General features: G+C 70.1%; 21 protein-coding genes and 1 pseudogene. 7 read left to right on the plus strand and 15 right to left on the minus strand.

Features of this window, described 5'->3' with window-relative positions; all coding sequences use genetic code 11:
- The first annotated feature begins 137 nt into the window (after window positions 1-137).
- Entirely contained in the window at window positions 138-5,600 is a 5,463-nt protein-coding gene (locus ACGFIK_RS17075; RefSeq protein WP_327026984.1) for a carboxyl transferase domain-containing protein, read from the plus strand.
- Between the two features lie 179 nt (window positions 5,601-5,779).
- Here ACGFIK_RS17075 and ACGFIK_RS17080 read toward each other — a convergent pair whose 3' ends face one another.
- On the minus strand, window positions 5,780-6,046 hold the full coding sequence (locus ACGFIK_RS17080) for a metal-sensitive transcriptional regulator (protein ID WP_327026985.1): 267 nt from the start codon (window positions 6,044-6,046) through the stop codon (window positions 5,780-5,782).
- A gap of 163 nt (window positions 6,047-6,209) precedes the next feature.
- On the opposite strand from ACGFIK_RS17080, the gene ACGFIK_RS17085 reads away from it, so the two are divergent.
- The 4 genes from ACGFIK_RS17085 (at window position 6,210) to ACGFIK_RS17100 (ending at window position 10,474) form a co-directional block, all read left to right on the plus strand.
- The gene (locus ACGFIK_RS17085) at window positions 6,210-6,800 is read left to right on the plus strand and encodes a rhodanese-like domain-containing protein (protein ID WP_327026986.1); all 591 of its coding nucleotides are present in this window, start codon (window positions 6,210-6,212) and stop codon (window positions 6,798-6,800) included.
- Window positions 6,797-8,551: a sulfate permease gene (gene sulP / locus ACGFIK_RS17090; RefSeq protein ID WP_393340146.1), complete on the plus strand. Its 1,755-nt coding sequence runs from the start codon at window positions 6,797-6,799 to the stop codon at window positions 8,549-8,551. Before ACGFIK_RS17085 ends, sulP begins: the two co-directional genes overlap by 4 nt.
- The gene (locus ACGFIK_RS17095; protein WP_393340148.1) at window positions 8,548-8,970 is read left to right on the plus strand and encodes a carbonic anhydrase; all 423 of its coding nucleotides are present in this window, start codon (window positions 8,548-8,550) and stop codon (window positions 8,968-8,970) included. Before sulP ends, ACGFIK_RS17095 begins: the two co-directional genes overlap by 4 nt.
- 121 nt (window positions 8,971-9,091) lie before the next feature.
- Window positions 9,092-10,474 carry a rhodanese-like domain-containing protein gene (locus ACGFIK_RS17100; RefSeq protein ID WP_327026991.1) on the plus strand — a complete coding sequence of 461 codons (1,383 nt, stop codon included), beginning with the start codon at window positions 9,092-9,094 and terminating at the stop codon, window positions 10,472-10,474.
- Between the two features lie 31 nt (window positions 10,475-10,505).
- Here the strand turns inward: ACGFIK_RS17100 and ACGFIK_RS17105 are convergent, their stop codons facing one another.
- Window positions 10,506-11,030, minus strand: a complete 525-nt coding sequence (locus ACGFIK_RS17105; RefSeq protein WP_327026992.1) for a hypothetical protein — start codon at window positions 11,028-11,030, stop codon at window positions 10,506-10,508.
- 371 nt (window positions 11,031-11,401) lie between these two features.
- Here ACGFIK_RS17105 and ACGFIK_RS17110 point away from each other — a divergent pair, with 371 nt between their 5' ends.
- Window positions 11,402-11,818, plus strand: coding sequence for a cold shock domain-containing protein (locus ACGFIK_RS17110; RefSeq protein WP_327026993.1), 417 nt, complete (start codon window positions 11,402-11,404; stop codon window positions 11,816-11,818).
- 42 nt (window positions 11,819-11,860) lie between these two features.
- On the opposite strand, the gene ACGFIK_RS17115 is transcribed toward ACGFIK_RS17110, so the two are convergent.
- From ACGFIK_RS17115 to map, 11 genes and pseudogenes are all read right to left on the minus strand, one after another.
- On the minus strand, window positions 11,861-13,510 hold the full coding sequence (locus tag ACGFIK_RS17115; protein WP_327026994.1) for an ammonium transporter: 1,650 nt from the start codon (window positions 13,508-13,510) through the stop codon (window positions 11,861-11,863).
- Between the two features lie 27 nt (window positions 13,511-13,537).
- Entirely contained in the window at window positions 13,538-14,563 is a 1,026-nt protein-coding gene (gene yut / locus ACGFIK_RS17120) for an urea transporter (protein WP_327026995.1), read from the minus strand.
- 6 nt (window positions 14,564-14,569) lie between these two features.
- Complete coding sequence (locus ACGFIK_RS17125; RefSeq protein WP_327021955.1) at window positions 14,570-15,490, minus strand: urease accessory protein UreD; 921 nt, start codon at window positions 15,488-15,490, stop codon at window positions 14,570-14,572.
- Window positions 15,487-16,116 carry an urease accessory protein UreG gene (ureG, locus tag ACGFIK_RS17130; protein WP_327021956.1) on the minus strand — a complete coding sequence of 210 codons (630 nt, stop codon included), beginning with the start codon at window positions 16,114-16,116 and terminating at the stop codon, window positions 15,487-15,489. Before ureG ends, ACGFIK_RS17125 begins: the two co-directional genes overlap by 4 nt.
- Window positions 16,117-16,151: 35 nt before the next feature.
- The gene (locus tag ACGFIK_RS17135) at window positions 16,152-16,838 is read right to left on the minus strand and encodes an urease accessory protein UreF (protein ID WP_327021957.1); all 687 of its coding nucleotides are present in this window, start codon (window positions 16,836-16,838) and stop codon (window positions 16,152-16,154) included.
- Between the two features lie 14 nt (window positions 16,839-16,852).
- On the minus strand, window positions 16,853-17,416 hold the full coding sequence (gene ureE, locus ACGFIK_RS17140) for an urease accessory protein UreE (RefSeq protein WP_327021958.1): 564 nt from the start codon (window positions 17,414-17,416) through the stop codon (window positions 16,853-16,855).
- Window positions 17,417-17,447: 31 nt separating this feature from the next.
- Window positions 17,448-19,166: an urease subunit alpha gene (locus ACGFIK_RS17145; RefSeq protein ID WP_327021959.1), complete on the minus strand. Its 1,719-nt coding sequence runs from the start codon at window positions 19,164-19,166 to the stop codon at window positions 17,448-17,450.
- A gap of 158 nt (window positions 19,167-19,324) precedes the next feature.
- Window positions 19,325-19,660 (minus strand): annotated as a pseudogene (locus tag ACGFIK_RS17150) (urease subunit beta); the annotation flags it as partial.
- Window positions 19,661-19,691: 31 nt separating this feature from the next.
- Window positions 19,692-19,994: an urease subunit gamma gene (locus ACGFIK_RS17155; RefSeq protein WP_327021961.1), complete on the minus strand. Its 303-nt coding sequence runs from the start codon at window positions 19,992-19,994 to the stop codon at window positions 19,692-19,694.
- Window positions 19,995-20,182: 188 nt separating this feature from the next.
- Window positions 20,183-20,476, minus strand: a complete 294-nt coding sequence (locus ACGFIK_RS17160) for a hypothetical protein (RefSeq protein ID WP_327021962.1) — start codon at window positions 20,474-20,476, stop codon at window positions 20,183-20,185.
- Window positions 20,477-20,563: 87 nt separating this feature from the next.
- A complete protein-coding gene (map, locus tag ACGFIK_RS17165; protein ID WP_327021963.1) occupies window positions 20,564-21,343 on the minus strand; it encodes a type I methionyl aminopeptidase in 780 nt (259 codons plus the stop codon).
- A 72-nt stretch (window positions 21,344-21,415) separates the two neighbouring features.
- On the opposite strand from map, the gene ACGFIK_RS17170 reads away from it, so the two are divergent.
- On the plus strand, window positions 21,416-21,682 hold the full coding sequence (locus tag ACGFIK_RS17170) for a helix-turn-helix transcriptional regulator (protein WP_327021964.1): 267 nt from the start codon (window positions 21,416-21,418) through the stop codon (window positions 21,680-21,682).
- A 19-nt stretch (window positions 21,683-21,701) separates the two neighbouring features.
- Here the strand turns inward: ACGFIK_RS17170 and ACGFIK_RS17175 are convergent, their stop codons facing one another.
- Window positions 21,702-21,899: a helix-hairpin-helix domain-containing protein gene (locus ACGFIK_RS17175; protein ID WP_327021965.1), complete on the minus strand. Its 198-nt coding sequence runs from the start codon at window positions 21,897-21,899 to the stop codon at window positions 21,702-21,704.
- A gap of 36 nt (window positions 21,900-21,935) precedes the next feature.
- Window positions 21,936-22,214 (minus strand): hypothetical protein, encoded by a 279-nt coding sequence (locus ACGFIK_RS17180; protein ID WP_327021966.1) that lies wholly within the window; start codon window positions 22,212-22,214, stop codon window positions 21,936-21,938.
- Window positions 22,215-22,425: the final 211 nt, after the last annotated feature.

A 22,425-nucleotide genomic window follows, 5' to 3' on the forward strand; every position in this document is an offset into this window, starting at 1 on the left:
GGTTCCTACAATCCGGCCGCGCAGGGTTCGGCGGTTACGGCATGGCGCGACCCGTTCTCAGGCAGAACAGTGTTCACTGCCGGGGCCGCCGTCCTGCCGCCTCGTTCGTCACAGGATCTACCGGAGGGGTCGATCGGGTGTTCAGCCGTATCGCCATCGTCAACCGTGGTGAGGCCGCCATGCGGCTCATTCACGCGGCCCGAGAACTGGCTGCGCAGACCGGGACACGGATCGAGACCGTCGCCCTCTACACGGATGTGGACCGCACCGCCACCTTCGTACGGGAAGCGGACCTGGCCTATGAGCTGGGCCCTGCCTCCGCCCGGCCGTACCTGAACCTGGCCACCCTGGAGCGCGCCCTGCTGGCTACCGGCACCGACGCGGCGTGGGTCGGTTGGGGCTTCGTCGCCGAGGATCCGGCCTTCGCTGAGTTGTGCGAGAAGATCGGGGTCACCTTCATCGGGCCCAGCCCGGAGGCGATGCGCCAGCTCGGCGACAAGATCGGCGCCAAGCTGATCGCCGAGCAGGTCGGGGTGCCGGTGGCCCCGTGGAGCCGGGGCGCGGTCGAGAACCTCAACGCCGCGCGGGCCGCCGCCGCCGAGATCGGTTACCCGCTGATGCTCAAGGCGACCGCGGGCGGTGGCGGGCGCGGCATCCGAGTGATCACCAGCGAGGCCGAGCTGGCCGAGGCGTACGAGCGCACCAGCCAGGAGGCGGCGCGGGCCTTCGGCAGCGGAGTGGTGTTCCTGGAGCGCCTGGTCACCGGCGCCCGGCACGTCGAGGTCCAGGTGATCGCGGACGGTCAGGGCACCGCCTGGGCCCTGGGGGTACGCGACTGTTCGGTGCAGCGCCGCAACCAGAAGATCATCGAGGAGTCGGCCTCCCCGGTGCTCAGCCCGGAGCAGACCGCCGAGCTCAAGTCCTCGGCCGAGCGACTGGCGCTGGCCGTCGGCTACCGGGGGGCGGCGACGGTCGAGTTCCTCTACCACCCCGGCGACCGGCTGTTCGCCTTCCTGGAGGTCAACACCCGGCTCCAGGTGGAGCACCCGATCACGGAGTCCACCACCGGTTTCGACCTGGTCAAGGCGCAACTGTGGGTGGCCGCGGGTCGGCGACTGGAAGGTGAGCCGCCCGTCGAGCGGGGGCACGCCATCGAGGCCCGACTCAACGCCGAGGACCCCGACCGGGACTTCGCCCCCTCCCCCGGCCGGGTGGCCCGACTGGACCTGCCCGCCGGACCGGGCATCCGGGTGGACACCGGCATCAGCGAAGGTGACACCATCCCGGCCGACTTCGACTCGATGATCGCGAAGATCATCGCCTACGGTCGGGACCGCGACGAGGCCCTGGGTCGACTCCGCCGGGCGATGACCGAGACCACGGTGATCATCGAGGGGGGCGCGACCAACAAGAGCTTCGTGCTCGACCTGCTCGACCGGCCCGAGGTCATCGACGCCAGCGCGGACACCGGCTGGATCGACCGGGTGCGGGCCGACGGCGAACTCGTCGGGCACCGGCACTCCGCGGTCGCCCTGGCCGCCGCCGCCATCGAGTCGTACGAGGAAGAGGAGCGCGACGAGCGGCACCGGCTGCTGGCCACCGCGGCCGGTGGGCGCCCTCAGGTGCAGCATGTCGGCGGCCGACCCCTGGACCTGAAACTGCGCGGGGTCGGCTACCGGATGCGGGTGGCCCGCACCGGGGCGCACCGGTTCCGGGTGGGGATCGAGACCGGCGGCGAGGTCCGTACCGCGGATGTCGAACTGGACCGTTTCGATCGGCACACCGGACAGATCGTCGTCAACGGGGCCCAGCACCGGCTGCTCACCGCCACCCACGGGCCGATCCACCTGGTCGAGGTGGACGGGGTGACCCACCGGGTCAGCCGCGACGAGGGTGGGGTGCTGCGGGCGCCCATGCCCGCCCTGGTCGTCGCCACCCCCCTGGCGGTCGGCGCGGAGGTCGAGGCCGGGGCGCCGGTCCTGGTGCTGGAAGCCATGAAGATGGAGACCGTGCTGCGGGCGCCGTTCCGGGCCCGGCTGCGGGAATGCGCGGTAGCGGTCGGCAACCAGGTGGAGGCGGGCACCCCCCTGCTGCGGCTGGACCCGATCGGCGACGGTGAGGCCGAGGCCGGTGAGGACCCGGCCGCCTCGGCCGTCGAGTTGGACCTGCCGGCCGCCCCCGAGCAGGTCCCGGTGCTGGAGCGCACCCGACGCGGCCAGGAGGACCTGCGGGGTCTGCTGCTCGGCTTCGATGTGGACCCGCACGACGACCGGCGGGTGCTCGACGACTACCTGCTGGCCCGGCAGGCGGCCACCGAGGACGGGCACCGGCCGCTGGCCGAGGAACTCGACCTGCTCAACGTCTTCGCCGACCTGGCCGAACTGAGCCGCAACCGGCCCACCGGTGAGGACGGTGGCAGTGCCCACGTGCACAGCGACCGGGAGTACTTCCACACCTATCTGCAGAGCCTGGATGTCGAACGGGCCGGCCTGCCGGCCACCTTCCAGGCCAAGCTGGCCCGGGCCCTCGGGCACTACGGGGTGACCGAACTGGACCGCTGCGCCGAGGTCGAGGCCGCAGTCTTCCGGATCTTCCTGGCCCAGCAGCGGGCCACCGCCGACGCCGCGGTCGTCACCGCGCTGCTGCGCGCCTGGTTGCCGGAGCCGCCGCCGGAGGAGGCCCTGCGCGAGCCGGTGGGCCTGGCCCTGGAGCGGCTGCTGGCCGCCACCCAGGTCCGCTTCCCGGTGATCGCCGACCTGGCCCGGGGGGTGGTCTTCGCCTGGTTCGCCCAGCCGCTGCTGCGCCGCAACCGGGCCCGGGTCTACGCCGAGGTCCGCAAGCACCTGCGCCACCTGGATGCCCAGCCGGACGCCCCGGACCGGGCCGAGCGGGTGGCCGCGATGGTACGCAGCACCGAACCCCTGGTCCGGCTGCTAGGTCAGCGGCTGCTGCGCGACCGCTTCGACAACACCGTGATGCTGGAGGTGCTGACCCGGCGTTACTACGGCAACAAGCAGCTCATCGGGGTCCGCACCCGCCCGGCGGCCGGCTGCACCTTCGTGGTCGCCGAGCGGGCCGACTCCTCCCTGGTGTCCGCCGCGGTGGGCTTCGAGGCCTTCGGCGACGCGCTGCGCGGGCTGGCCGAGCTGGCCGTCGACGAGAAGGCCGTCAACGCCGACATCTATCTGGCCTGGGAGAACCAGCCGGAGGACTTCGATGCGATGGCGCAGGCGCTGCTCGCGGTCATCAACGCGCAGCCCCTGCCCCCGCAGGTACTTCGGCTGACCACCACGGTCGCCGGCAGCGGCGGGGCGGTCATGCACCACCACTTCACCTTCCGTCCGGCGGACGGCGGGATGGCCGAGGAGCGATTGATCCGGGGCCTGCACCCGTACATCGCGCAGCGGATGCAGTTGGAGCGGCTGCACAAGTTCGACCTGACCCGGCTGCCCTCGGCGGACGAGGAGGTCTACCTGTTCCAGTGCGTGGCCCGGGAGAACCCCTCCGACGACCGACTGGTGGCCTTCGCTCAGGTGCGGGACCTGACCGAGCTGCGGGACCACGACGGTCGGCTGGTCGCGCTGCCGACCACGGAGGACGCGGTGGCGGCCTGCCTGGACTCGATCCGCCGGGCCCGGTCCCTGCGGCCCTCGAAGAACCGCTTCCCCACCAACCGCATCGTGATCTACGTGTGGCCGCCGAGCGGCCTGACCCGGGCCGAGATGGAGATGATCGCCGGGCGGGTACGCCCGACGACCGCGGGCGCCGGGTTGGAGGAGATCCTGTTCATCGCCCGGCAGCAGGACCGGGCCACCGGCAAGTTGACCAAGGTCGGGATCCGGATCACCTTCGACGCCACCGGTGGGGCGCAACTGACCGTCGGCGAGCCGCCGGTCGAGCCGATCGAGCCGCTGGACGACTACCGGCTGAAGGTGCTGCGGGCCAGCAGCCGCAACACCGTCTACCCGTACGAGCTGACCCGGCTGCTCGGGGACTTCGTCGAGTACGACCTCGACGAGACCCACACCCTGGTGCCGGTGGACCGGCCCAAGGGCCGCAACAGCGCGGCGATCGTCGCCGGTGTGGTCAACACGAAGACCGCCCGGCACCCCGAGGGCGTCACCCGGGTCATCCTGCTCGGGGACCCCACCAAGGCCCTGGGCGCGCTGTCGGAGCCGGAGTGCCGGCGGGTGATCGCCGCCCTGGATCTGGCCGAGCGGATGCAGGTGCCGTTGGAGTGGTACGCCCTGTCCGCCGGGGCCCGGATCTCGATGACCTCGGGCACGGAGAACATGGACTGGGTGGCGGCGGCCCTCAAGCGGATCGTCGAGTTCACCCAGGACGGCGGCGAGATCAACATCGTGGTGGCCGGCATCAACGTGGGCGCCCAGCCGTACTGGAACGCCGAGGCCACCATGCTCATGCACACCAAGGGTGTGCTGGTGATGACGCCGGATTCGGCGATGGTGCTCACCGGCAAGCAGTCGCTGGACTTCTCCGGCGGGGTCTCCGCGGAGGACAACTTCGGCATCGGTGGCTACGACCGGGTGATGGGCCCGAACGGGCAGGCGCAGTACTGGGCGCCCAACCTTTCCGCCGCCCGCGACGTGCTGATGGCGCACTACGACCACACCTATGTCGCGCCGGGCGAGTCGGCACCTCGGCGTACGGACACCACCGACCCGGTGGACCGGGACATCTCCGACTTCCCGCACTCGGTGGCCGGCAGCGACTTCAGCACGGTCGGCGAGATCTTCTCCGCCGAGTCCAACCCGGACCGCAAGAAGCCCTTCGACATCCGTACGGTGATGCGGGCCCTGTCCGACCAGGACCATCCGGTGCTGGAACGCTGGGCGGGGATGGCCGACGCGGAGACCGCGGTGGTGCAGGACGTCCACCTCGGCGGCATCCCGGTGTGTCTGCTCGGCATCGAGTCGCGGTCGGTGCCCCGGCACGGGTTCCCGCCCACCGACGGCCCGGACACCTACACGGCCGGCACCCTGTTCCCCCGGTCGTCGAAGAAGGCCGCCCGGGCGATCAACGCGGCCAGCGGCAACCGGCCGCTGGTGGTGCTGGCCAACCTGTCCGGCTTCGACGGCTCGCCGGAGTCGATGCGCAAGCTGCAACTGGAGTACGGCGCCGAGATCGGTCGGGCGATCGTGAACTTCCGTGGGCCGATCGTGTTCTGTGTGATCTCGCGGTACCACGGTGGCGCCTTCGTGGTCTTCTCCAAGGCGTTGAACCCCAACATGACCGTGTTGGCCCTGGAGGGCTCGTTCGCCTCCGTGCTGGGTGGGGCGCCGGCCGCCGCGGTGGTGTTCGCCCGCGACGTCGACGCGCGTACCGCCGCCGACGCCCGGGTGCGGGAGTTGCAGGCCCGGGTGGCCGCCGCGGCCGGTGCCGAACGCGCCACCTTGACCGCGGAGCTCGACGAGCTGCGCTCGGCGGTACGGGCGGAGAAGCTCGGTGAGGTGGCCGCGGAGTTCGACCGGGTGCACGACATCCACCGGGCGGTGCAGGTCGGCTCCGTCGACGCGGTGATCCGCGCGGCCGAGCTGCGTCCCCGCATCATCGAGGCCATCGAGGCCCGCCTGGGGTGAGACCGGACACGGCGGGGTCGGCGGTGAGCCGGCCCCGCCGTGGCGGTGCGACGCCCCCACCGGTCGCGGCGGGGCGATCACAGTACGACGCTGTGCAGTCGACCGAGGTCAGGACCGCCACCCCGACGAGCCTCTGCCGATCTGGGTGATGCGGCAGTGACCCGCCCGGGCGGCAGTTGTCAGGCCAGGGACAGGAACAGCTTCTCCATCTGATCCAGGTCTGCCTTGCGTTCCTCGCCGGGGGCGGCGGTGACGCACTGCTGAAGACCACTCGCAATGATCTTGAATCCAGCGCGGTCCAGGGCCCGGGACACGGCGGCGAGCTGAGTCACCACCTCGGCGCAGTCCCGCCCGTCTTCGAGCATCCCGATGACCCCGCGGATCTGCCCCTCGGCGCGGCGCAGCCTCTTGATCACGTCACCGACGGCGTTCTCGTCGACCTGCATGTCCACCCCTCTCGATCGGCGGGCCCAACAGTACACCCGGGGGTATACCCTCGAACTGCTTCACCGCCCACCACCAGGCATTTGTCGCTCGGCCCTCCGTCGGACATACTCGGTTACGACATACCCCCAGGGGTATCCAAGTCCACTGATCGAGGAGAGTCACGTGACCGCCAGCAACACCTCAGCCGCCATCGACGTCGCCACCGCCCGCGCGCTGATCGCCGAGAACCCGGACACGTTGATCGTCGACGTGCGTACGCCCGGGGAATATGACAGCGCTCACGTCCCCGGCTCGATCAACCTGCCGCTCGACCAGGTCGACGCGCACCTGGGCCGGATCGTCAACGACGCCGGTGGCCGGATGCTGCTGATCTGCCAGTCCGGTGCCCGGGCCAGCCAGGCCTGCACCAAGCTGGTGAACGCCGGACTGCCTGCGGCCACCGTGGTCACCGGCGGGATGAACGCCTGGATCACCGCGGGCGGCCCGGTGCAGCGGGGTCGGGAGCGGTGGGGCCTGGAGCGCCAGGTGCGCCTGGTGGCCGGCAGCATCGTCCTGCTGTCGATCCTGATCAGCATCTGGGTGCCGGGGGCCCGGTTCGTGGCCGGTTTCATCGGAGCCGGTCTGACCTTCGCCGCCCTGACCAACACCTGCGCCATGGGCATGATGCTGACGAAGCTGCCCTACAACCGGGGTGCCGGCTGCGACATCGACGCCTCCATCGCCCGGCTCAGCGAGCCCGGGCTGCGGGCATGAGTGCGACCTACCCCCGGCAGGATCACACCGGCCTGGCCCGGGTGGTGCCACTGATCGGCTGGTTGCGGCACTACGACCGCAACATCCTCCGGCACGACCTGGTGGCCGGTCTGACCGTGGCCGTCATGTTGGTGCCGCAGAGCATGGCGTACGCCACCCTGGCCGGTATGCCGGCCGTCACCGGCCTGTACGCCTCGATCGTGCCGCTGGTGGTCTACGCCCTGCTGGGTACCTCCGGCTCCCTGGCCGTGGGCCCGGTGGCCATCACCGCCCTGATGACCGGCGCGGCGCTGGCTCCCCTGGCCGAGGGTGACCCGGCCCGGTACGCGGCCCTGGCCGCGCTGCTGGCCCTGCTGGTCGGTGCCATCCAACTGCTGCTGGGAGTGCTGCGGCTGGGGGTGCTGGTCAACTTCATGTCCCATCCGGTGCTGTCCGGGTTCACCTCGGCGGCGGCGATCGTCATCGCCGCCAGCCAGGTCAAGGACCTGTTCGGGTTGAACATGGGCCGGGCGGACACCTTCGGGCAGACCGTGGCGGCGCTGTGGGACTCCGCCGGCACCGCCCACGGTCTGACCATCGGGGTGTCCCTGGTCAGTGTCCTCGCGCTGGTGCTGCTGCGCCGGTACGTACCCCGACTGCCCGGCGCCCTGCTGGTGGTGGCCGGTATCACCGCGGTCAGCGCGGCGTTCTCCCTCGGCGAGCGGGGGGTGAAGATCCTGTCGGACGTTCCGGCGGGCCTGCCGGCACCGGCGCTGCCCAGCCTGTCCGGCCAGGACCTTCAGGCGCTGCTGCCGGCGGCGATCGCCATCGCGCTGGTGGCGTACCTGGAGGGCATCGCGGTGGCCAAGACCCTGGCCGCCAAGTCCCGCCAGCAGGTGGCCCCGGATCAGGAACTGGTCGCGGTGGGTGCGGCGAACGTGGCCGCCGGCGTGTTCCAGGCCTTTCCGGTGGCCGGTGGCTTCTCCCGCAGCGCGGTCAACTTCTCCGCCGGGGCCCGTACCCCGGTGGCGACCCTGGTGACCGCGGCGATGGTGGCGATCACCGCCCTGCTGCTGACCCCCGCCTTCCACCACCTGCCCCGGGCGGTCCTCGCCGCGATCGTCGTGGTCGCCGTGCTGGGTCTGGTCGACGGCAGGGGCGCGGCCACCACCTGGCGGGTACGCCGTGCCGACGGGCTGGCCCTGGGCCTGACCTTCCTGGTCACCCTGATCCTCGGGGTCGAACCGGGGCTAGCCGCCGGGGTGGCCTTCAGCCTGGGGGTGTTCCTGTGGCGCTCCGCCCGGCCGCACACCGCCGAACTCGGCCGGGTGCCGGGCACCGACCGGTACCGCAACGTGCAGCGGTTCACCGGCCTGCTCACCGACCCGCGATACGCGATCATCCGGGTCGACGGGCCGCTCTACTTCGCCAACGCCCAACGGCTGTCCGACCAACTGCTCGGCCTGGCCGAACAGCGGGAGGGTCTGGTGGCCGTGGTGTTGGACGCCAGCGCGATCACCGATGTCGACACCGACGGCGCGACCGCCCTGGCGGAGCTGCGGGAGCGGTCTGCCGCCCGCGGGGTGGCCCTGCACCTGGCCACCGTCCGGGGCCCGGTGCGCGACCTGCTGGACCGCGCCGGGGTGTGGCGATCGGTCAGCGAAGCGGGCCAGGTGCACCCCGACATCCCCACCGCCCTGGCGGCGGCCGGGAGCCCCACGGCGGCCTTGGCGGGGGTCGGTGGCGATGCCGAGGTCGGGCGGGAGCGATGACCGAATCCCAGCGCTTCGCCACGATCGTCACCTGCATCGACGGGCGCATCCAGCGTCCGTTGGAGGAGTGGGCGAGAGAACACCTCGATGTCGACTACCTGGACACGATCACCGAACCGGGACCCGCGGCGGTGTTGACCGCCACCGGGGAATCGCACCTGACCGCGGTCTTGGAGAAGGTGGCGGTGTCCCAGCGGGCCCACGGCAGCGGCACCCTGGTCATCGTCGGGCACGCCGACTGCGCCGGTAATCCCGTCTCCGCCGACGAGCACCGCGACCAGCTCCGCCGGAGTGTGGCGCGGCTGGCGCGCCGGTTGCCCGGCACCCGCATCCTCGCGGTGCACGCCGACCAGTGCGGGGAACGCTGCTGGGATCCCGAGCTCGTCGCTGAGGTCCACCCGACGGCTGTCGGGGCCTGACCTCGTCTTTTAGGCCACCGGTCATCGAGTTGCGTTGGTCACGACCGCCCGACGCATACCCCCAGGGGTATATATTGGGAAGCGGTCATCGCCCGTCATCACTGCGAAGGAGTCGCCAGAAATGCTGTTCACCCAGTACTACCTGGATTGCCTGTCCCAGGCGTCGTACCTGATCGCCGACGAGAGCACCAAGCGTGCCGTGCTGGTCGACCCCCGCCGGGACATCGACGAGTACCTCGCCGACGCGCGGGCCCGGGGCCTGACCATCGACGGGGTGATCAACACCCACTTCCACGCCGACTTCCTCGCCGGTCACCTGGAGGTGGCGGCGGCGACCGGTGCCTGGATCGGCTACGGCCATCGCGCCGAGACGGAATACCCGATCCGCAAGCTGCGCGACGGGGAGCGGATCAGCCTGGGCGAGGTCACCCTGGAGATCATGGAGACCCCGGGTCACACCCCGGAGTCGATCAGCATCCTGGTCCACGAGCGTGCCGAGGACCCGGTGCCGTACGGGGTGCTGACCGGCGACGCCCTGTTCATCGGGGACGTCGGCCGCCCCGACCTGCTCGCCTCCCTCGGGGTGACCGCCGACGAGTTGGGCCGGATGCTCTACGACAGCGTCCAGCGCAAGCTGATGGGCCTGCCCGACGAGGTTCGGGTCTTCCCGGCCCACGGCGCCGGTTCCGCCTGCGGCAAGAACCTCTCCACCGAACGGCAGTCCACCATCGGTGAGCAGCGCCGCACCAACTACGCCTGCGCCCCGATGAGCGAGGAGCAGTTCGTCGCCCTGGTCACCGGCGGGCAACCGGCCGCCCCCGGCTACTTCGCCTTCGACGCCGTGCTCAACCGCAAGGCCCGCGAGCTGTTCGACCCGACCCGGGGGGCCCGCCCCCTCACCACGGCCGAGTTCGCCCAGGCCCACGCCGAGGGCGCCGTGGTGGTCGACACCCGGGACCCGCAGGAGTTCGCCACCGGGCATGTCCGGGGTGCGATCAACATCCCCGCCGACGGCCGGTTCGCCGAGACCGCCGGCAGCGTCCTGGCCCCGGAGCACCGGATCCTGGTGGTGGCGCCGCAGGACCGCGAGGAGGAGATCGTCGTACGCCTGGCCCGGATCGGGTTCGACCAGGTGCTGGGCTACCTGCGGGAGCCGGAGGCCGCCTTCCTGGAGATGATCGCCCAGATGACCCGGGCCAGCCGGGTCACCGCGACCGACCTGCGGGAGGCCCTGGAGCGGCCCGAGCCGCCGGTGGTGCTCGACGTGCGCAACGCCGGCGAGCGGGAGCAGGGCGCGGTCGAGGGCTCCCTGCACATCCCCCTGGCCGAGTTGACCCGCCGCCTCGACGAGGTGCCGACCGACCGTCCGGTCGTGGTGCACTGCGCCGGCGGCTACCGCTCCTCGGTGGCGGCCAGCCTGCTGCGGAGCGCCGGTCGGGCCGACGTGTCCGACCTGCTCGGCGGGTACGGCGCCTGGCAGTCCCTGCTGGCCGCCGCGCGCTGAAGGATCCGGCCGGTCGGGATCGCGGGGTCGCTCAAGACGCCCGATCCCGACCGGCCGACCTGGTCAACAACCGGGCCACCGCCAGCGGCAGCAGATGCAGCACCCCGGCCAGCAGGAAGGCCAGGGTGAGGATCTGGCCGACGGCGAGCCCGTGCAGCGCCAGCACCAGCGCCGCGCAGGCGCCGGTGGACAGCAGGTGCCACCCCAGGCGTCGCACGATCGACCAGGTGGTGGTGGGTGGCTGCGGCTTGTCCTCGCGGGTGCGCCAGGCACCGATCGCCGCGCCGACCGCCACCAGCAGGGCCACCTGCCCGGCCCAGAGGGCCACCCGGCCGACGCCTGCCTCGTTGGTCACCGACGGCGCCAGGAGGGTGGTCACCGTGAAGATGACGAAGGCAGGCAGCCCGACGAAGACGAAGGCCGTTATCGCCGCCCCCAGCACCCGCCTCGGCGGGCCCTGCTGAGGCTGGACCCCCTTGCTGATGTCGAGCCGTACCTCTTCCGGAGCCCAGATCAGGTTGGTGGTCACCGGCTGCTCACGCCCCGAAGCTGACATGCCGCGAGCCTAGTGCCGTCCGTCAATCTCCGGCGTACGGTGCGCGGGGTGCCGGACCGGGCGCCCCGTTTCGCCGAAACGGCGGGTTCCACGGCGGCGTGATACCGCCGTTTCGGCGAAACGGAGGCACCCTGACCGGTCCCTGACCGGAAACCCCGGGCCCCTGGCTGGAGGCCGCCAGGCCCTCTGACCGGAGGCCCCCGGGCCCGGCGGGCCCGGTGGGATTCCCCGCCGCATCCGGACCCGATAGCCTGCGAGGGCGGGACCTGCCGCGGCTAAGTTCTCGACCAGCGCTGGGCGTGGACGCGACCGCGAGCAGGGTGTCCCGGGTTGTCGCAGTGAGTGTGCGTTGAGTACGGGGTGGGGTTGTCGTGGCGTCAGTGGGGAAGATCATCCGGTTCGATGAGGTTCGCGGTTACGGCTTCATCGCGCCGTCCGCCGGCGGGGAGGACGTCTTCGTCCACGCCAACGACTTCGGCGAGCACCGTCACCAGGTGCGGGTCGGGATGCCGGTTGAGTTCGAGGCCGTGGACAGCGATCGTGGCCTGAAGGCCGCCTCGGTGCGGCTCATCGAGCCGGAGTCGCCCGCGGTCGGTGGCGAGCGGCGGCTGCGTCCGCGCGTCGAGGGCGACGAGGAGTTGTGCGACGTGCTGTCCCCCGCCGAGTTCACCGGGGCGGTGACGGAACTGCTGCTGCGCTGCTCGCCGTCGTTGACCGGCGCCCAGATCATCGCGGTACGGGAACGATTCATCGAGTTCAGCCGCGCCCACGGCTGGGTCGACGGCTGACCGGCTCGGCCCCTGAGCGGTCCGAGGGCCTCGGGGTGAGAGCTACTTGACGACCATCGGTGCCACCTCGGAGGTCCAGACCAGGCGGGGCTCGTAGCGGTTCAGCAGGTCGACCACGGCCTGCTCGGCCTGCTCAGGCACCAGCACGTCGAGCCGTAGTCGCGCCAGCAGGGGCTGCTCCTGCCAGTAGCCGCGCGGCAGCACCTGCCGCATGGTCCCCTCGGTCGCCGCGGTGGTGTCGGATACGGTCAGGGAGATCGCGCCGGCACCTAGCAGTTCCTCGCGCAGGCTCCCGCTGTCGGCCACCCGGGCGGGGTCCAGCAGGGCGCTGACCAGCTTGACCTGCTGCCCGGCCGGCACCGAACCCGCACCGCCCGACCTGGTCCGCCGGGATCGGCGTTGTGGTCCGCCCGGGGCGACCAGGCTGGTCACCCCGCCCAGGTGGTAGGCGTCCGTGCCCTGCTGGGCCTGGTCCAGCCGGTCCTGGTCCTTCTCCGGCACCCGCAGGCCGAGCACCGCCTGGATCCCGGCCGCGATCAGCCAGGTCAGTACGAAGGAGAAGGCCACCACGCTGACCACCCCGACCACCTGGTCCCACAGCAGGCCGGCGCCACCGCCGAGGAAGAGACCGTCGCGGCCCAGGGGGTTGATGCCGTTGTCGCCGAACAGGCCCAGCAGCAGGGAGCCGAGCATGCCGCCGACGAAGTGCACCGCCAGCACGTCCAGGGCGTCGTCCAGCCGCAGCAGATACTTCAACCGCAGCGCCAGATGACAGACCAGACCGGCGATCGCGCCGATCGCGATGGCGGACAGGGTGTTGACGTACCCGGCGGTCGGGGTCACGGTCGCTAGCCCCGCGACCGCCCCGGAGACCCCGCCGACCACGGTGCTGTGGCCGTCCTTGACCCGCTCCACCAGCAGCCACACCAGCATTCCGGCGGCGGCGGCCAGGTGGGTGTTGAGCACGGCCTGGGCGGCCACCCCGTTGGCCTGGAGCCCGTCCCCACCGTTGAAGCCGAACCAGCCGAACCAGAGGATCCCGGCACCGAGGATGGTCAGCGGGATCGAGTTGGGGGGTGCCTCCGCGTGCGGCCAGTTCCTGCGTCGGCCGACGACCAGCAGTACGGCGAGCACGGCCGCCCCGGCACTGGCGTGCACGACCATTCCGCCGGCCCAGTCCTGGGTACCGAGCTTCGCCAACCAACCGCCCGGGTGCCAGAGCCAGTGGGCGATCGGGGCGTACACGACGATGGACCAGAGGGCCAGGAACAGCACCCAGCCGCCGAACCTCAACCGGCCGGCGGTGGCGCCGGTGACCAGCGCGGGGGTGATCACCGCGAACATCATCTGGTACGCGACGAAGGCCAGGGCCGGGATGGTGATCCGCCCGTCGACCACGTGCAGATGGGGTGCGGGGGGCACCTTCAGGTCGGTCAGCCCGAACAGTTCCAGGTTGCCCAACAGGCCGCTGCCGGCGTCGTCGCCGAAGGCGATGGTGTAGCCGACGAACACCCAGGTCAGGCTGACCACCCCCAGGGCGATCATGTTCTGCTGCAGCATCGCCAGGACGTTGCGGCTGCGCACCATCCCGCCGTAGAAGACGGCCAGGCCGGGGGTCATGAACAGCACCAGCCCGGTGCAGACCAGCACCCAGGCGGTGTCCCCCGGGTTAGCCGCGATGTCAGCGGACACGACCTGCCCCTTTCTGCATACGGCCGGTCAGACCGAACGTCGGACGGACGACACGACGGTCTCTTTGACCCGCTCGTGATTGGGCACCGGCGCGAAGTGCCGGTCGGGCAGCAGCAACAACCAGGTGGCGACGTTGAAGGGGCCGGTCAGCACCGGGATGCCCAACGGGGTGAGCACACTGGCCATGGCCATCTGGATGAACAGGGTCAGGGCGATGCCGAACAGGGTGTACCCGGTCACCAGCAGGCCCGGCCGGTGCAGCACCGCGCCCACCGCGATCGCGGTCAGTACGGCGTTGAAGCCGAGCAGTCCCTTGTCGAGGCTGGTGCCGTCGGCACCGAACCAGAGGGCCAGCAGGGTGGCGCCGACCGTGCCGACGATCGCGAAGACCGCCGACCAGCGAGAGTTGATCAACAGGGCGATGACGATGAGCAGCCCGCTGACCCAACTGTTGATCAGGAATACCTGGGAGATGCCGCGCAGGAAGATCGGCACCAGGTCCCAGTCGAAGCGCCCACCGGTCAGGGTGCCCTCGCCGGGGAACTTCGGGGTCAACTGGGTCAGCACGGTGAACCGGTCGAACTGGTACGCGGCCAGCAGCAGCACCCAGGTGGTGAGCACGAAGGGAAAGGTGAAGGCGGTCAGGCCCCACCGTTTGAAGATGGCGTTGAGGGCCAGGGTCACCACGGTGGTGCCCGCCGCGCCGAGCACCAGATACAGCCACATCAGGGGACGTTGGTCCAGGAAGGTCGGCACGGCGATGCCGGTGAGGAAGGGGCTGAACCCGAACAGCCCCTTGCGCCAGGAGGCCCGGTCGACCTGGAGCACCAGGGCGGTCGCGGTGCCGACGACCAGCCCCAGCACCCCACCACCGAAGACCCGGGGGTGCCCGCCGTCGAAGGCCCCCCAGGCGACCGCGATGAGGATGACCAGGCCGGTCAGCGGATTGTTCTGGAACACCACCTGCGCCGGTCCGCGCAGGCAGGCGTCGATGAACTGGACGAGCGGATTGCGGTCGGCCAGTCCGTCCCAGCCCTGTGTGATGGCGGCCATGTCAGCTCAGCGCCAACTGAAGGCCGGCGGGAAGGTGCAGCCGACCACCTCTTCGCGGGCGGCGGCACAGAAGGCCCGGACGGCCGCTTTGACGGGCTCGGTCTCCTGACCGAGGACCTTGAAGACCAGACCCGCGTCGTTGGGCAGCCGACCGACCGCCCCGGCCAAGGGGGTCTGCTCGTCCCAGACGGGTTCCGAGGTCCGTTCGTAGACCCGCGCGGCCCGCGCGGGGTCGGTCAGCAGCATGACGTTGCCGAAGACGTGGAAGCGGTCCATCATCCCGACCCGGTCGACCGGGAATCCGCCGGGAGAGATCACGAACTTCTCGACGAACAGCCCCCGCCCGTCCGGCCGCTCCGCCCGGAGCTGGGAGGAGAAGAGGTCGTAGGCGAAGATCTCCCCGTCGCGGTAGTACTTGCGGCCGGGCTGGAGCACCTCGGCGTAGAGCAGGGTGGCGCTGGCCGGCAGCCGTACCCGGGTGTGGGAGACGAATCGGCTGCGCCGGAACGGGATCACCGGCTCCGGGAGGAACTCCAGGTAGGCGTCCTCGGCCAGGGTGATGGTCTGCTGCTGGGTGCCGTAGTTGGCGTCCATCTCCTGGATCTTGGTGGCGGCCTGGGTGGTCAGGTGCGCCTGCGCCCCCGGGCCCAGGTCGACCTCCATGGACAGCCGGTCGCCCTGAAGCACCCCGCCGGAGGTGGTCAGGATCATCACGCAGGGCAGGCCGGGCATCTCCTCGTCCCAGTACAGTGCCCGCTGCACCAGCAGCGGCGACTGCCGGTAGAGGTCACGCAGGATGGTCCGGTCACCGCGCCGGTGGAAACCGAGCCGCAGCACCCCGACCTTGCCGTTGGCGGCGGCCGGTAGCTGGGCCGGTTGATCCTGGTACGGCGCCAGTTCCCGGACCAGGTCCAGGGAAGTCGTCATGCCGGCACTTCGGCATCGAAGAGCACATCGCGGCGGACCAGGTCGACCAGCTCGTCGATGCCCGCACCGGTCTTGCAGTTGGTGAAGACGAACGGCTTGCCGTTACGCATCATCGCGGCGTCGCGGGCCATCACCTCGAGGTCGGCGTCGACATACGGCGCCAGGTCCGTCTTGTTGATCACCAGGATGTCGGACTTGGAGATCCCCGGACCGTTCTTGCGCGGGATCTTGTCGCCGGCCGCGACATCGATCACGTAGATGAAGTAGTCGACCAGGGCGGGGCTGAAGGTCAGGGTCAGGTTGTCCCCGCCGCTCTCGATCAGCACCACGTCGCTGTCCGGGAACTTGGCCTCCATGTCCTCGACCGCCGCCAGGTTCATGCTGGGGTCCTCCCGGACGGCGGTGTGCGGGCAGGCCCCCGTCTCCACCCCGACGATGCGCTCCTCGACCAGCACCCCGGTCAACGCCCGCCGGACGTGCTTGGCGTCCTCCGTGGTGACCACGTCGTTGGTGATGACCAGGATGCGCAGCCCCTGCTCCACCAGGCGGGGCACGACAGTCTCGATGATGGCGGTCTTGCCACTGCCCACCGGGCCACCCACGCCGATACGGCTTGCTGACTTCATCTGTGCTCGACCCTTCTTCGAAGTAATCGCGAGGTTCAGCTCATGAACATGCGGACGTGCGCGTGCTGGTGCGCGGCGGCCAGGACGTCCAGGTGCGGGGCGAAGCCCTGCATGTCGTCCAGGGTGGCGCCGCGGACGTCCTGGTAGTCGTCGTCGACCGCCTTGTTGACGGCGTACAGGATGGACTGGGCGTCGAGGTGGTCCACCCGCAGCAGTCGGATCGCCGCGCTCAGCACCATCGACGCCGCGCCGTACTGGTGGGCCGCGAAGGCGGCCTGTTCGTCGACCCCGAGTTCGGCGAAGAGCACCCCCAGGGCCACCGGATAGGTCACCGGGACCAGGCCGTCGGTCTCGCCGGCCCGCTTCTTGAGCAGCGACTCACCGATGATGCGGTTGGCGGCCTCGGCCAGCTTGCGGCCCATGCGTACCGACATGGTGCGCATCTCTTCGTTGATCTTGCGGAGGTGGACGGCCTCGTCCGCCCGGCGGACCTGGTCCAGGTCCCCGACCGCCGCCCCCCGATGCCCGGCCAGCACGCCGACCCCGTCGCCGGTGGCGGCCAGTCGGGTGATGGTCCGGACGTACTCCTGGAGGCTGCTGCGGTCGTGCACGGTCCCGTGCTGGACGGCCATCTCCAGCCCGTTGGAGAAGGAGAAGGCGCCGACGGGGAACACCGAGTCGCCGAACTGGAGCAACCGCAGCGCCTCGGCCATGGTGGGCATGGCAGGACGATCCTTCAGTTCAGCTCGGCGGGCAGGTGCGAGTGCGGGGTGGAGTCCGCTCCGCCGAACAACCGCCGCGACTCGTGCGGGGCCAGGTAGGCGATGACCTCCGTACCGGCGATGAACTCGTGCGAGACGCCGGTGAACGAGTGGGTACGCATCACCGAGTCCATGACCTTGCGGTCCACGGTCAGCGGCACGTACATCTTGGTGCCCTTGACCACGGCCGGCCAGTGCTGGTTGCCGATGGCGTGCCCTAGCTCCACGGCCGAGCGGATCACCATGTCCAGGGATTCCCCGTGCAGCTTGTCCAGGTGTACGACCATCACCTCGCCGAGGGCGATCCGGGCCACCACCGCAGTCCCGGTGAGTTCGTCCCAGGCCAGGATGTCGCCGTCGCGCAGCCGTACCCCCCGGGACAGGGAGAGGGCGAGTTCGGTGCCGAGGCTTGTCGCCTTGCGCAGCCGACTCTTCTGGGCCTCCCACTGGTCCAGGACCAGGTCGTCGACCTTGGCCGTGCTCAGCCGCTCGGTCCAGTCCGGCTCGGCCACGTTGCCGAGCACCGATTCCACGATCATGTGTCGTCCTTTTCCGCGATCCGGGTACGGGTCAGCTGAAGAAGTAGAGCTGGCTCATGGGGAGGTTCCTGGCCGCCGGCACGGTCGCGTGGACGCCGTCCATCTTCACCGCGAAGGTCTCCGGGTCGACCTCCAACCTCGGCGTACGGTCGTTGCGCACCATGTCCCGCTTGGTCAGGTTGCGGCACCGGTAGACCGGCATGACCTGCCGTTGCAGGCCCAGTTGTTCGGCGATGCCGCTCTCGTGGGCGGCCTTGGAGACGAAGGTGACGCAGTTCTTGGCGACCTGGGTCCCGGTGGCCCCGAACGAGGGCCGGTAGTAGACCGGCTGCGGGGTGGGCAGGGAGGCGTTCGGGTCGCCCATGATCGACCAGGCGATCATGCCGCCCTTGAGTACCAGCTTGGGCTTCACCCCGAAGAAGGCGGGTTCCCAGAGTACGAGGTCGGCCAGCTTGCCCGGGGTCACCGACCCGATGACGTGGGAGACCCCCTGGGTGATGGCCGGGTTGATGGTCATCTTGGCGACGTACCGCAGCACCCGGAAGTTGTCGTTGTTCGAGGAGTCCTCGGCGAGCTTGCCCCGGACGTTCTTCATCTGGCCGGCCAGTTGGATGGTGCGTAGCCAGGTCTCCCCCACCCGGCCCATGGCCTGCGAGTCGCTCTGCATCATCGAGATGACGCCCTCGTCGAGCAGCACGTCCTCGGCGGCGATGGTCTCGGTGCGGATGCGGCTCTCCACGAAGGCCACGTCGGAGGGGACCTTCGGGTTGAAGTTGTGACAGACCATGATCATGTCGTACAGCTCGGACTGGCTGTTGATGCCGTACGGCACGGTGGGGGTGGTCGATCCGGGCAGCACGTTCATTTGGGCCGCGACCTTGATGATGTCCGGCGCGTGGCCGCCCCCGGCGCCCTCGGTGTGGAAGGTGTGGATGGTCCGGCCCTCGAAGGCGGCGATCGAGTCCTCGATGTAGCCGCTCTCGTTGAGGGTGTCGGTGTGGATGCTGACCTGCACGTCGAACTCGTCCGCGACGGCCAGGCAGGACCGGATCACCGCAGGCGGGGCACCCCAGTCCTCGTGGATCTTGAAGCTCGGCACCCCGGCCATGATCTGTTCCACCAGGGGCGCCCGGCCGCTGCTGTTGCCCTTGCCCAGCAGGCCGATGTTGATCGGCAGGTTCTCGAAGGCCCGCATCATGTTGTGGATGTTCCACGGGCCCGGGGTGATGGTCACCCCGTTGGTGCTGTCGGTGGGGCCGGTGCCGCCACCCCACAGGGTGGTCACCCCGTTGCTGAGGGCGGTCTGCACCTGGAAGGGGGTGACCAGGTGGACGTGGGCGTCGATGCCCCCGGCGGTCAGGATCAGGTGCTCCCCGGAGATGGCGTCCGTCCCCGGCCCGGTCACCAGTCCGGGGGTCACCCCGTCCATGATGTTCGGGTTGCCGGCCTTGCCGATGCCGGCGATCCGGCCGTCCTTGATGCCGACATCCGCCTTGACCACACCGAGCAGGGCGTCCAGCACGGTGACGTTGGTGATGACCAGGTCCACCACCCCCTCGGCGGTGGTGGCCTGACTGCTGCTGCCCATGCCGTCACGCAGGGTCTTGCCGCCGCCGTACATCACCTCGTCGCCGAGGACCCGCAGGTCCTTCTCGATCTCGATGTAGAGGTCGGTGTCGGCCAACCGGATCTGGTCGCCCGTGGTGGGGCCGTACATCCCGGCATACTCTTGCCGCGAGATCTGACTCATCTATCGCTCCAGGTTCCGTACGCGCTCGTCGATGCCTACTGCTTCTTGTTGTCGCCCTGGTCCTGCGCGCTGAACTTGAAGCCGCGTGTCCTGGCGTTGTGCAGCGACTCGGCGCGGTCCGGTCGATAGTCCGGCGGGGTGGGGTCGTCGCCGGTCCAGCCCTGGACCAGGCCGTTGAACCCGTACACCCGCTGGAGACCGCCGTACGAGACCAGCTGCACGGTCTTACGGTCACCCGGCTCGAACCGGATCGAGGTGGTGGCCGGGATGTTGAGTCGTTTACCGAAGGCCGCCGGCCGGTCGAATTCCAGGAACCGGTTCGCCTCGAAGAAGTGGAAGTGGGAACCGACCTGAATGGGCCGGTCACCGGTGTTGTGCACGACGACCTCGATCACCGGACGGCCGGCGTTGAGCTCCAGCGGCTGATCACTGAGCTTGTATCCGCCGATCGGACGCAGATGCTTGGAGTTCGGTCCCGGATGCTGTTTGGCCATGTCTGCCTCGCTCTGTCGAAAAGGGAGCGCCTCATTGAATGGGAGAGTGGATGGTGACCAGCCGGGATCCGTCGGTGAACACCGCCTCGACCTGGAGCATCGGGACCATGTCCCCCACCCCGGGCATCACGTCGTCGGCCTTGAGCACGCTGCGCGCGTCGTTCATGACCTCTTCGACGGTCTTGCCCTCGCGAGCACCCTCCAGGGCCGCGGCGCAGATGACCGCCACCGCCTCGGGATGGTTGAGCTTCAGGCCCTTAGCCCTTCGGGCATTGGCCACCATCGCCAACGAGAGGATGGTGAGCTTGTCGAACTCTCTCGGTGTGAGATGCATTTCCTGATCCTTCTCAGCAGTCGCCGGATGGCGTCGCCGGCCGGTTGGGCGGACCCACCGGGGTACGGGTTCGCGCCGAACCGTCCCGCTGCCGGTCTGGCGTTCCCGCTCATCGACCTACCGAATGCCAGGTTCGACTCTAGGAGTGTTTCGAGAGCTTTAGGGCAGTTTGCGGGGATAGGCAGGCTTTAAGGCTTCCGGTGACCCCGGGCCCGGTTCCCGGCCAGCCACATGTTCTGGAGGTCGGCCAGATGACCACCGACGAGGGCGCCGATCAGGGCACCGATCGTCACCCAACTGGTCGCCGCCTCGACCGCTAGGGTGTCCGCGTCGAAGGCCCGGCGGATGTCCTGCAGGGTGCCGCTGACGACGCCCTGGTTGTAGCCGAAGAAGGCACCGGAGAGTACGACGATCGAGATGATCGCCACCAGGTTGCGTCTGGGGGGCCTGGAGCCACCGGCCGTGCCGTCACCCGTTGCCATGGTGCCTTCCCCCGCCCAGAATCACCGACCTCATGCCCTTTGTAGCAAGAATGAGAGGTTTACGGATCTGGACGGGAAAGTCGCCCCTCAGCGGGCGAGGACGGGGCGCCGGGTGAGCACCTGGGGGCCGGCGGCGGTGATGGCCACGGTGTGTTCGGAGTGGGCGGTACGGGAGCCGTCCGCGGAGCGGATGGTCCACCCGTCGCCGTCGTACCTGATCTTGTCGGTGCTGCGGCAGAACCAGGGCTCGATGGCGAGGGTGAGACCGGGGTCGAGTTTCACCCCACGGCGGGGGCGGCCGTTGTTGGCCACATGCGGGGCCTCGTGCATGGTGCGGCCGATGCCGTGTCCGCCGAACTCGGCGTTGACCCCGTAGCCGTACGCCTTGGCGACCTCGCCGATCGCGGCGGAGATGTCGCCCAGGCGACCCCCGGGCTGGGCGGCGGCGATGGCGGCCTCCAGGGCCACCTCGGTGGCCTCGATCAGCCGCAGATCGGCCGGGTCGGGGGTGCCGACGACGAAGGAGAGCGCGGAATCGGCCACCCACCCGTCGATGCAGACCGCCATGTCGATGCTGAGCAGGTCCCCGTCGCGCAGCAGGTAGTCGTGGGGCAGGCCGTGCAGCACGGCGTCGTTCACCGACAGACACAGCACGTTGCGGAAGGGACCCCGGCCGAACGAGGGCGCGTAGTCCCAGTAGCAGGACTCGGCGCCGCGTTCGGCGATCCGCCGACGGGCGTGGTGTTCGAGGTCCAGCAGGTTGACCCCGACCGCCGCGAGATCGCGCAACTCGGCGAGCAGTTCACCGACGAACTGGCCGGTCACCGCCATCCGGCCGATCTCGTCGGACGACTTGAGCTCGATCACGACAGCCCCCTTCCGCGAAGCGGTATTTTTATACCACGACGGGTCGGGGGTGCCGAGGGATATCCTGCTGGCATGGTTCGCCAACCACTCACCGCCGAACAGATCGCCGCAGGCCAGCGCCTCGGGGTGGCGCTGCGGGCCGCGCGGGCCGGCCGCAGCCTGGTCGAGGTGGCCCTGGCAGCCGGCATCTCCCCCGAGACGCTACGCAAGATCGAGGCAGGGCGGCTGCCCGCACCGGCCTTCGGCACGGTGGTCTGCCTCAGCCAGGCCCTCGACGTTCCACTGGACGACCTGGCCGACGTCTGGTTGGCCGACATGCCGATCCGTCAGGCGTCCTGAAGACGCGACTGCCGGCGCCTCAGCTACCCAACGTCAGGTTGTGCTGCTCCAGCGCACTCTGGATGATCCCGAGTGCCTTCGGTCCCATGCCGTGCAGCTTGGCCAACTCCGCGCGCGACACCCCGACAAGGTCGCGCAGCGTCGAGTAGCCGGCGTTGTTCAACGCCCGCGTCGCCGGCGCACTGATCTTCGGCAGGGTGTCCAGGTCGGAACTCACCCACCCGATCCTAAGCCCGTGGACAGAACTCGCGAATCACTCGCCACCCTCTCCTGGTAGCCGGCGGCGAACCTCGGCGAGGAGATCGACCTGTGTTCGCCAGTCCGGGCCGGACAGTCCGATGACCACATGGTTCGCGCCGTGCGCGGCGTACTCCGCGAGGCGTTCGGCGGCCTCGTCCGGCCCGCCGGTGATGGGAAGCTCCTCGGCGTCGCGGGCGGTGTGCCGGTACGCGCCGGCCAGTCCCGCCGCCAACTCCGTACGGGAGGGGATGCCAGGGGCGTCGCCCAGCGCACCGGTGGCACCGATGGTCACCGTCGGCACCGGTCGGCGGCCACCGCGTTGAGCCGCGGGGCCATGAAGACATCGTTGTACCGCTTGGGTCTACCAGCCGTCGGTGCCGCGCTGCGCACCTCGTGACGTGACGTAGCAGTACAGGGCAAACACGAACAGGCCATTCAGGTTGGCCGACCGGCCTCGCTCCGGAGGACCTCATCGCCACCGAACGGATCGCCCAGCGACTGGA

The organism is Micromonospora sp. NPDC048871 (assembly GCF_043198155.1).
Classification (GTDB): Bacteria; Actinomycetota; Actinomycetes; order Mycobacteriales; family Micromonosporaceae; genus Micromonospora.

Excerpts from the sequence above, each read along its gene's own strand:
- ACGFIK_RS17155 (WP_327021961.1), bottom strand. The coding sequence starts at position 19,994 with ATGCATCTCACACCGAGAGAGTTCGACAAGCTCACCATCCTCTCGTTG.
- ACGFIK_RS17145 (WP_327021959.1), bottom strand. The coding sequence starts at position 19,166 with ATGAGTCAGATCTCGCGGCAAGAGTATGCCGGGATGTACGGCCCCACC.
- ACGFIK_RS17125 (WP_327021955.1), bottom strand. The coding sequence starts at position 15,490 with ATGACGACTTCCCTGGACCTGGTCCGGGAACTGGCGCCGTACCAGGAT.
- ACGFIK_RS17105 (WP_327026992.1), bottom strand. The coding sequence starts at position 11,030 with ATGTCAGCTTCGGGGCGTGAGCAGCCGGTGACCACCAACCTGATCTGG.
- ACGFIK_RS17080 (WP_327026985.1), bottom strand. The coding sequence starts at position 6,046 with ATGCAGGTCGACGAGAACGCCGTCGGTGACGTGATCAAGAGGCTGCGC.
- ureG (WP_327021956.1), bottom strand. The coding sequence starts at position 16,116 with ATGAAGTCAGCAAGCCGTATCGGCGTGGGTGGCCCGGTGGGCAGTGGC.
- ACGFIK_RS17160 (WP_327021962.1), bottom strand. The coding sequence starts at position 20,476 with ATGGCAACGGGTGACGGCACGGCCGGTGGCTCCAGGCCCCCCAGACGC.
- ACGFIK_RS17170 (WP_327021964.1), top strand. The coding sequence starts at position 21,416 with ATGGTTCGCCAACCACTCACCGCCGAACAGATCGCCGCAGGCCAGCGC.
- ACGFIK_RS17100 (WP_327026991.1), top strand. The coding sequence starts at position 9,092 with ATGCTGTTCACCCAGTACTACCTGGATTGCCTGTCCCAGGCGTCGTAC.
- ACGFIK_RS17095 (WP_393340148.1), top strand. The coding sequence starts at position 8,548 with ATGACCGAATCCCAGCGCTTCGCCACGATCGTCACCTGCATCGACGGG.
- yut (WP_327026995.1), bottom strand. The coding sequence starts at position 14,563 with ATGGCCGCCATCACACAGGGCTGGGACGGACTGGCCGACCGCAATCCG.
- ACGFIK_RS17135 (WP_327021957.1), bottom strand. The coding sequence starts at position 16,838 with ATGCCCACCATGGCCGAGGCGCTGCGGTTGCTCCAGTTCGGCGACTCG.
- ureE (WP_327021958.1), bottom strand. The coding sequence starts at position 17,416 with ATGATCGTGGAATCGGTGCTCGGCAACGTGGCCGAGCCGGACTGGACC.
- sulP (WP_393340146.1), top strand. The coding sequence starts at position 6,797 with ATGAGTGCGACCTACCCCCGGCAGGATCACACCGGCCTGGCCCGGGTG.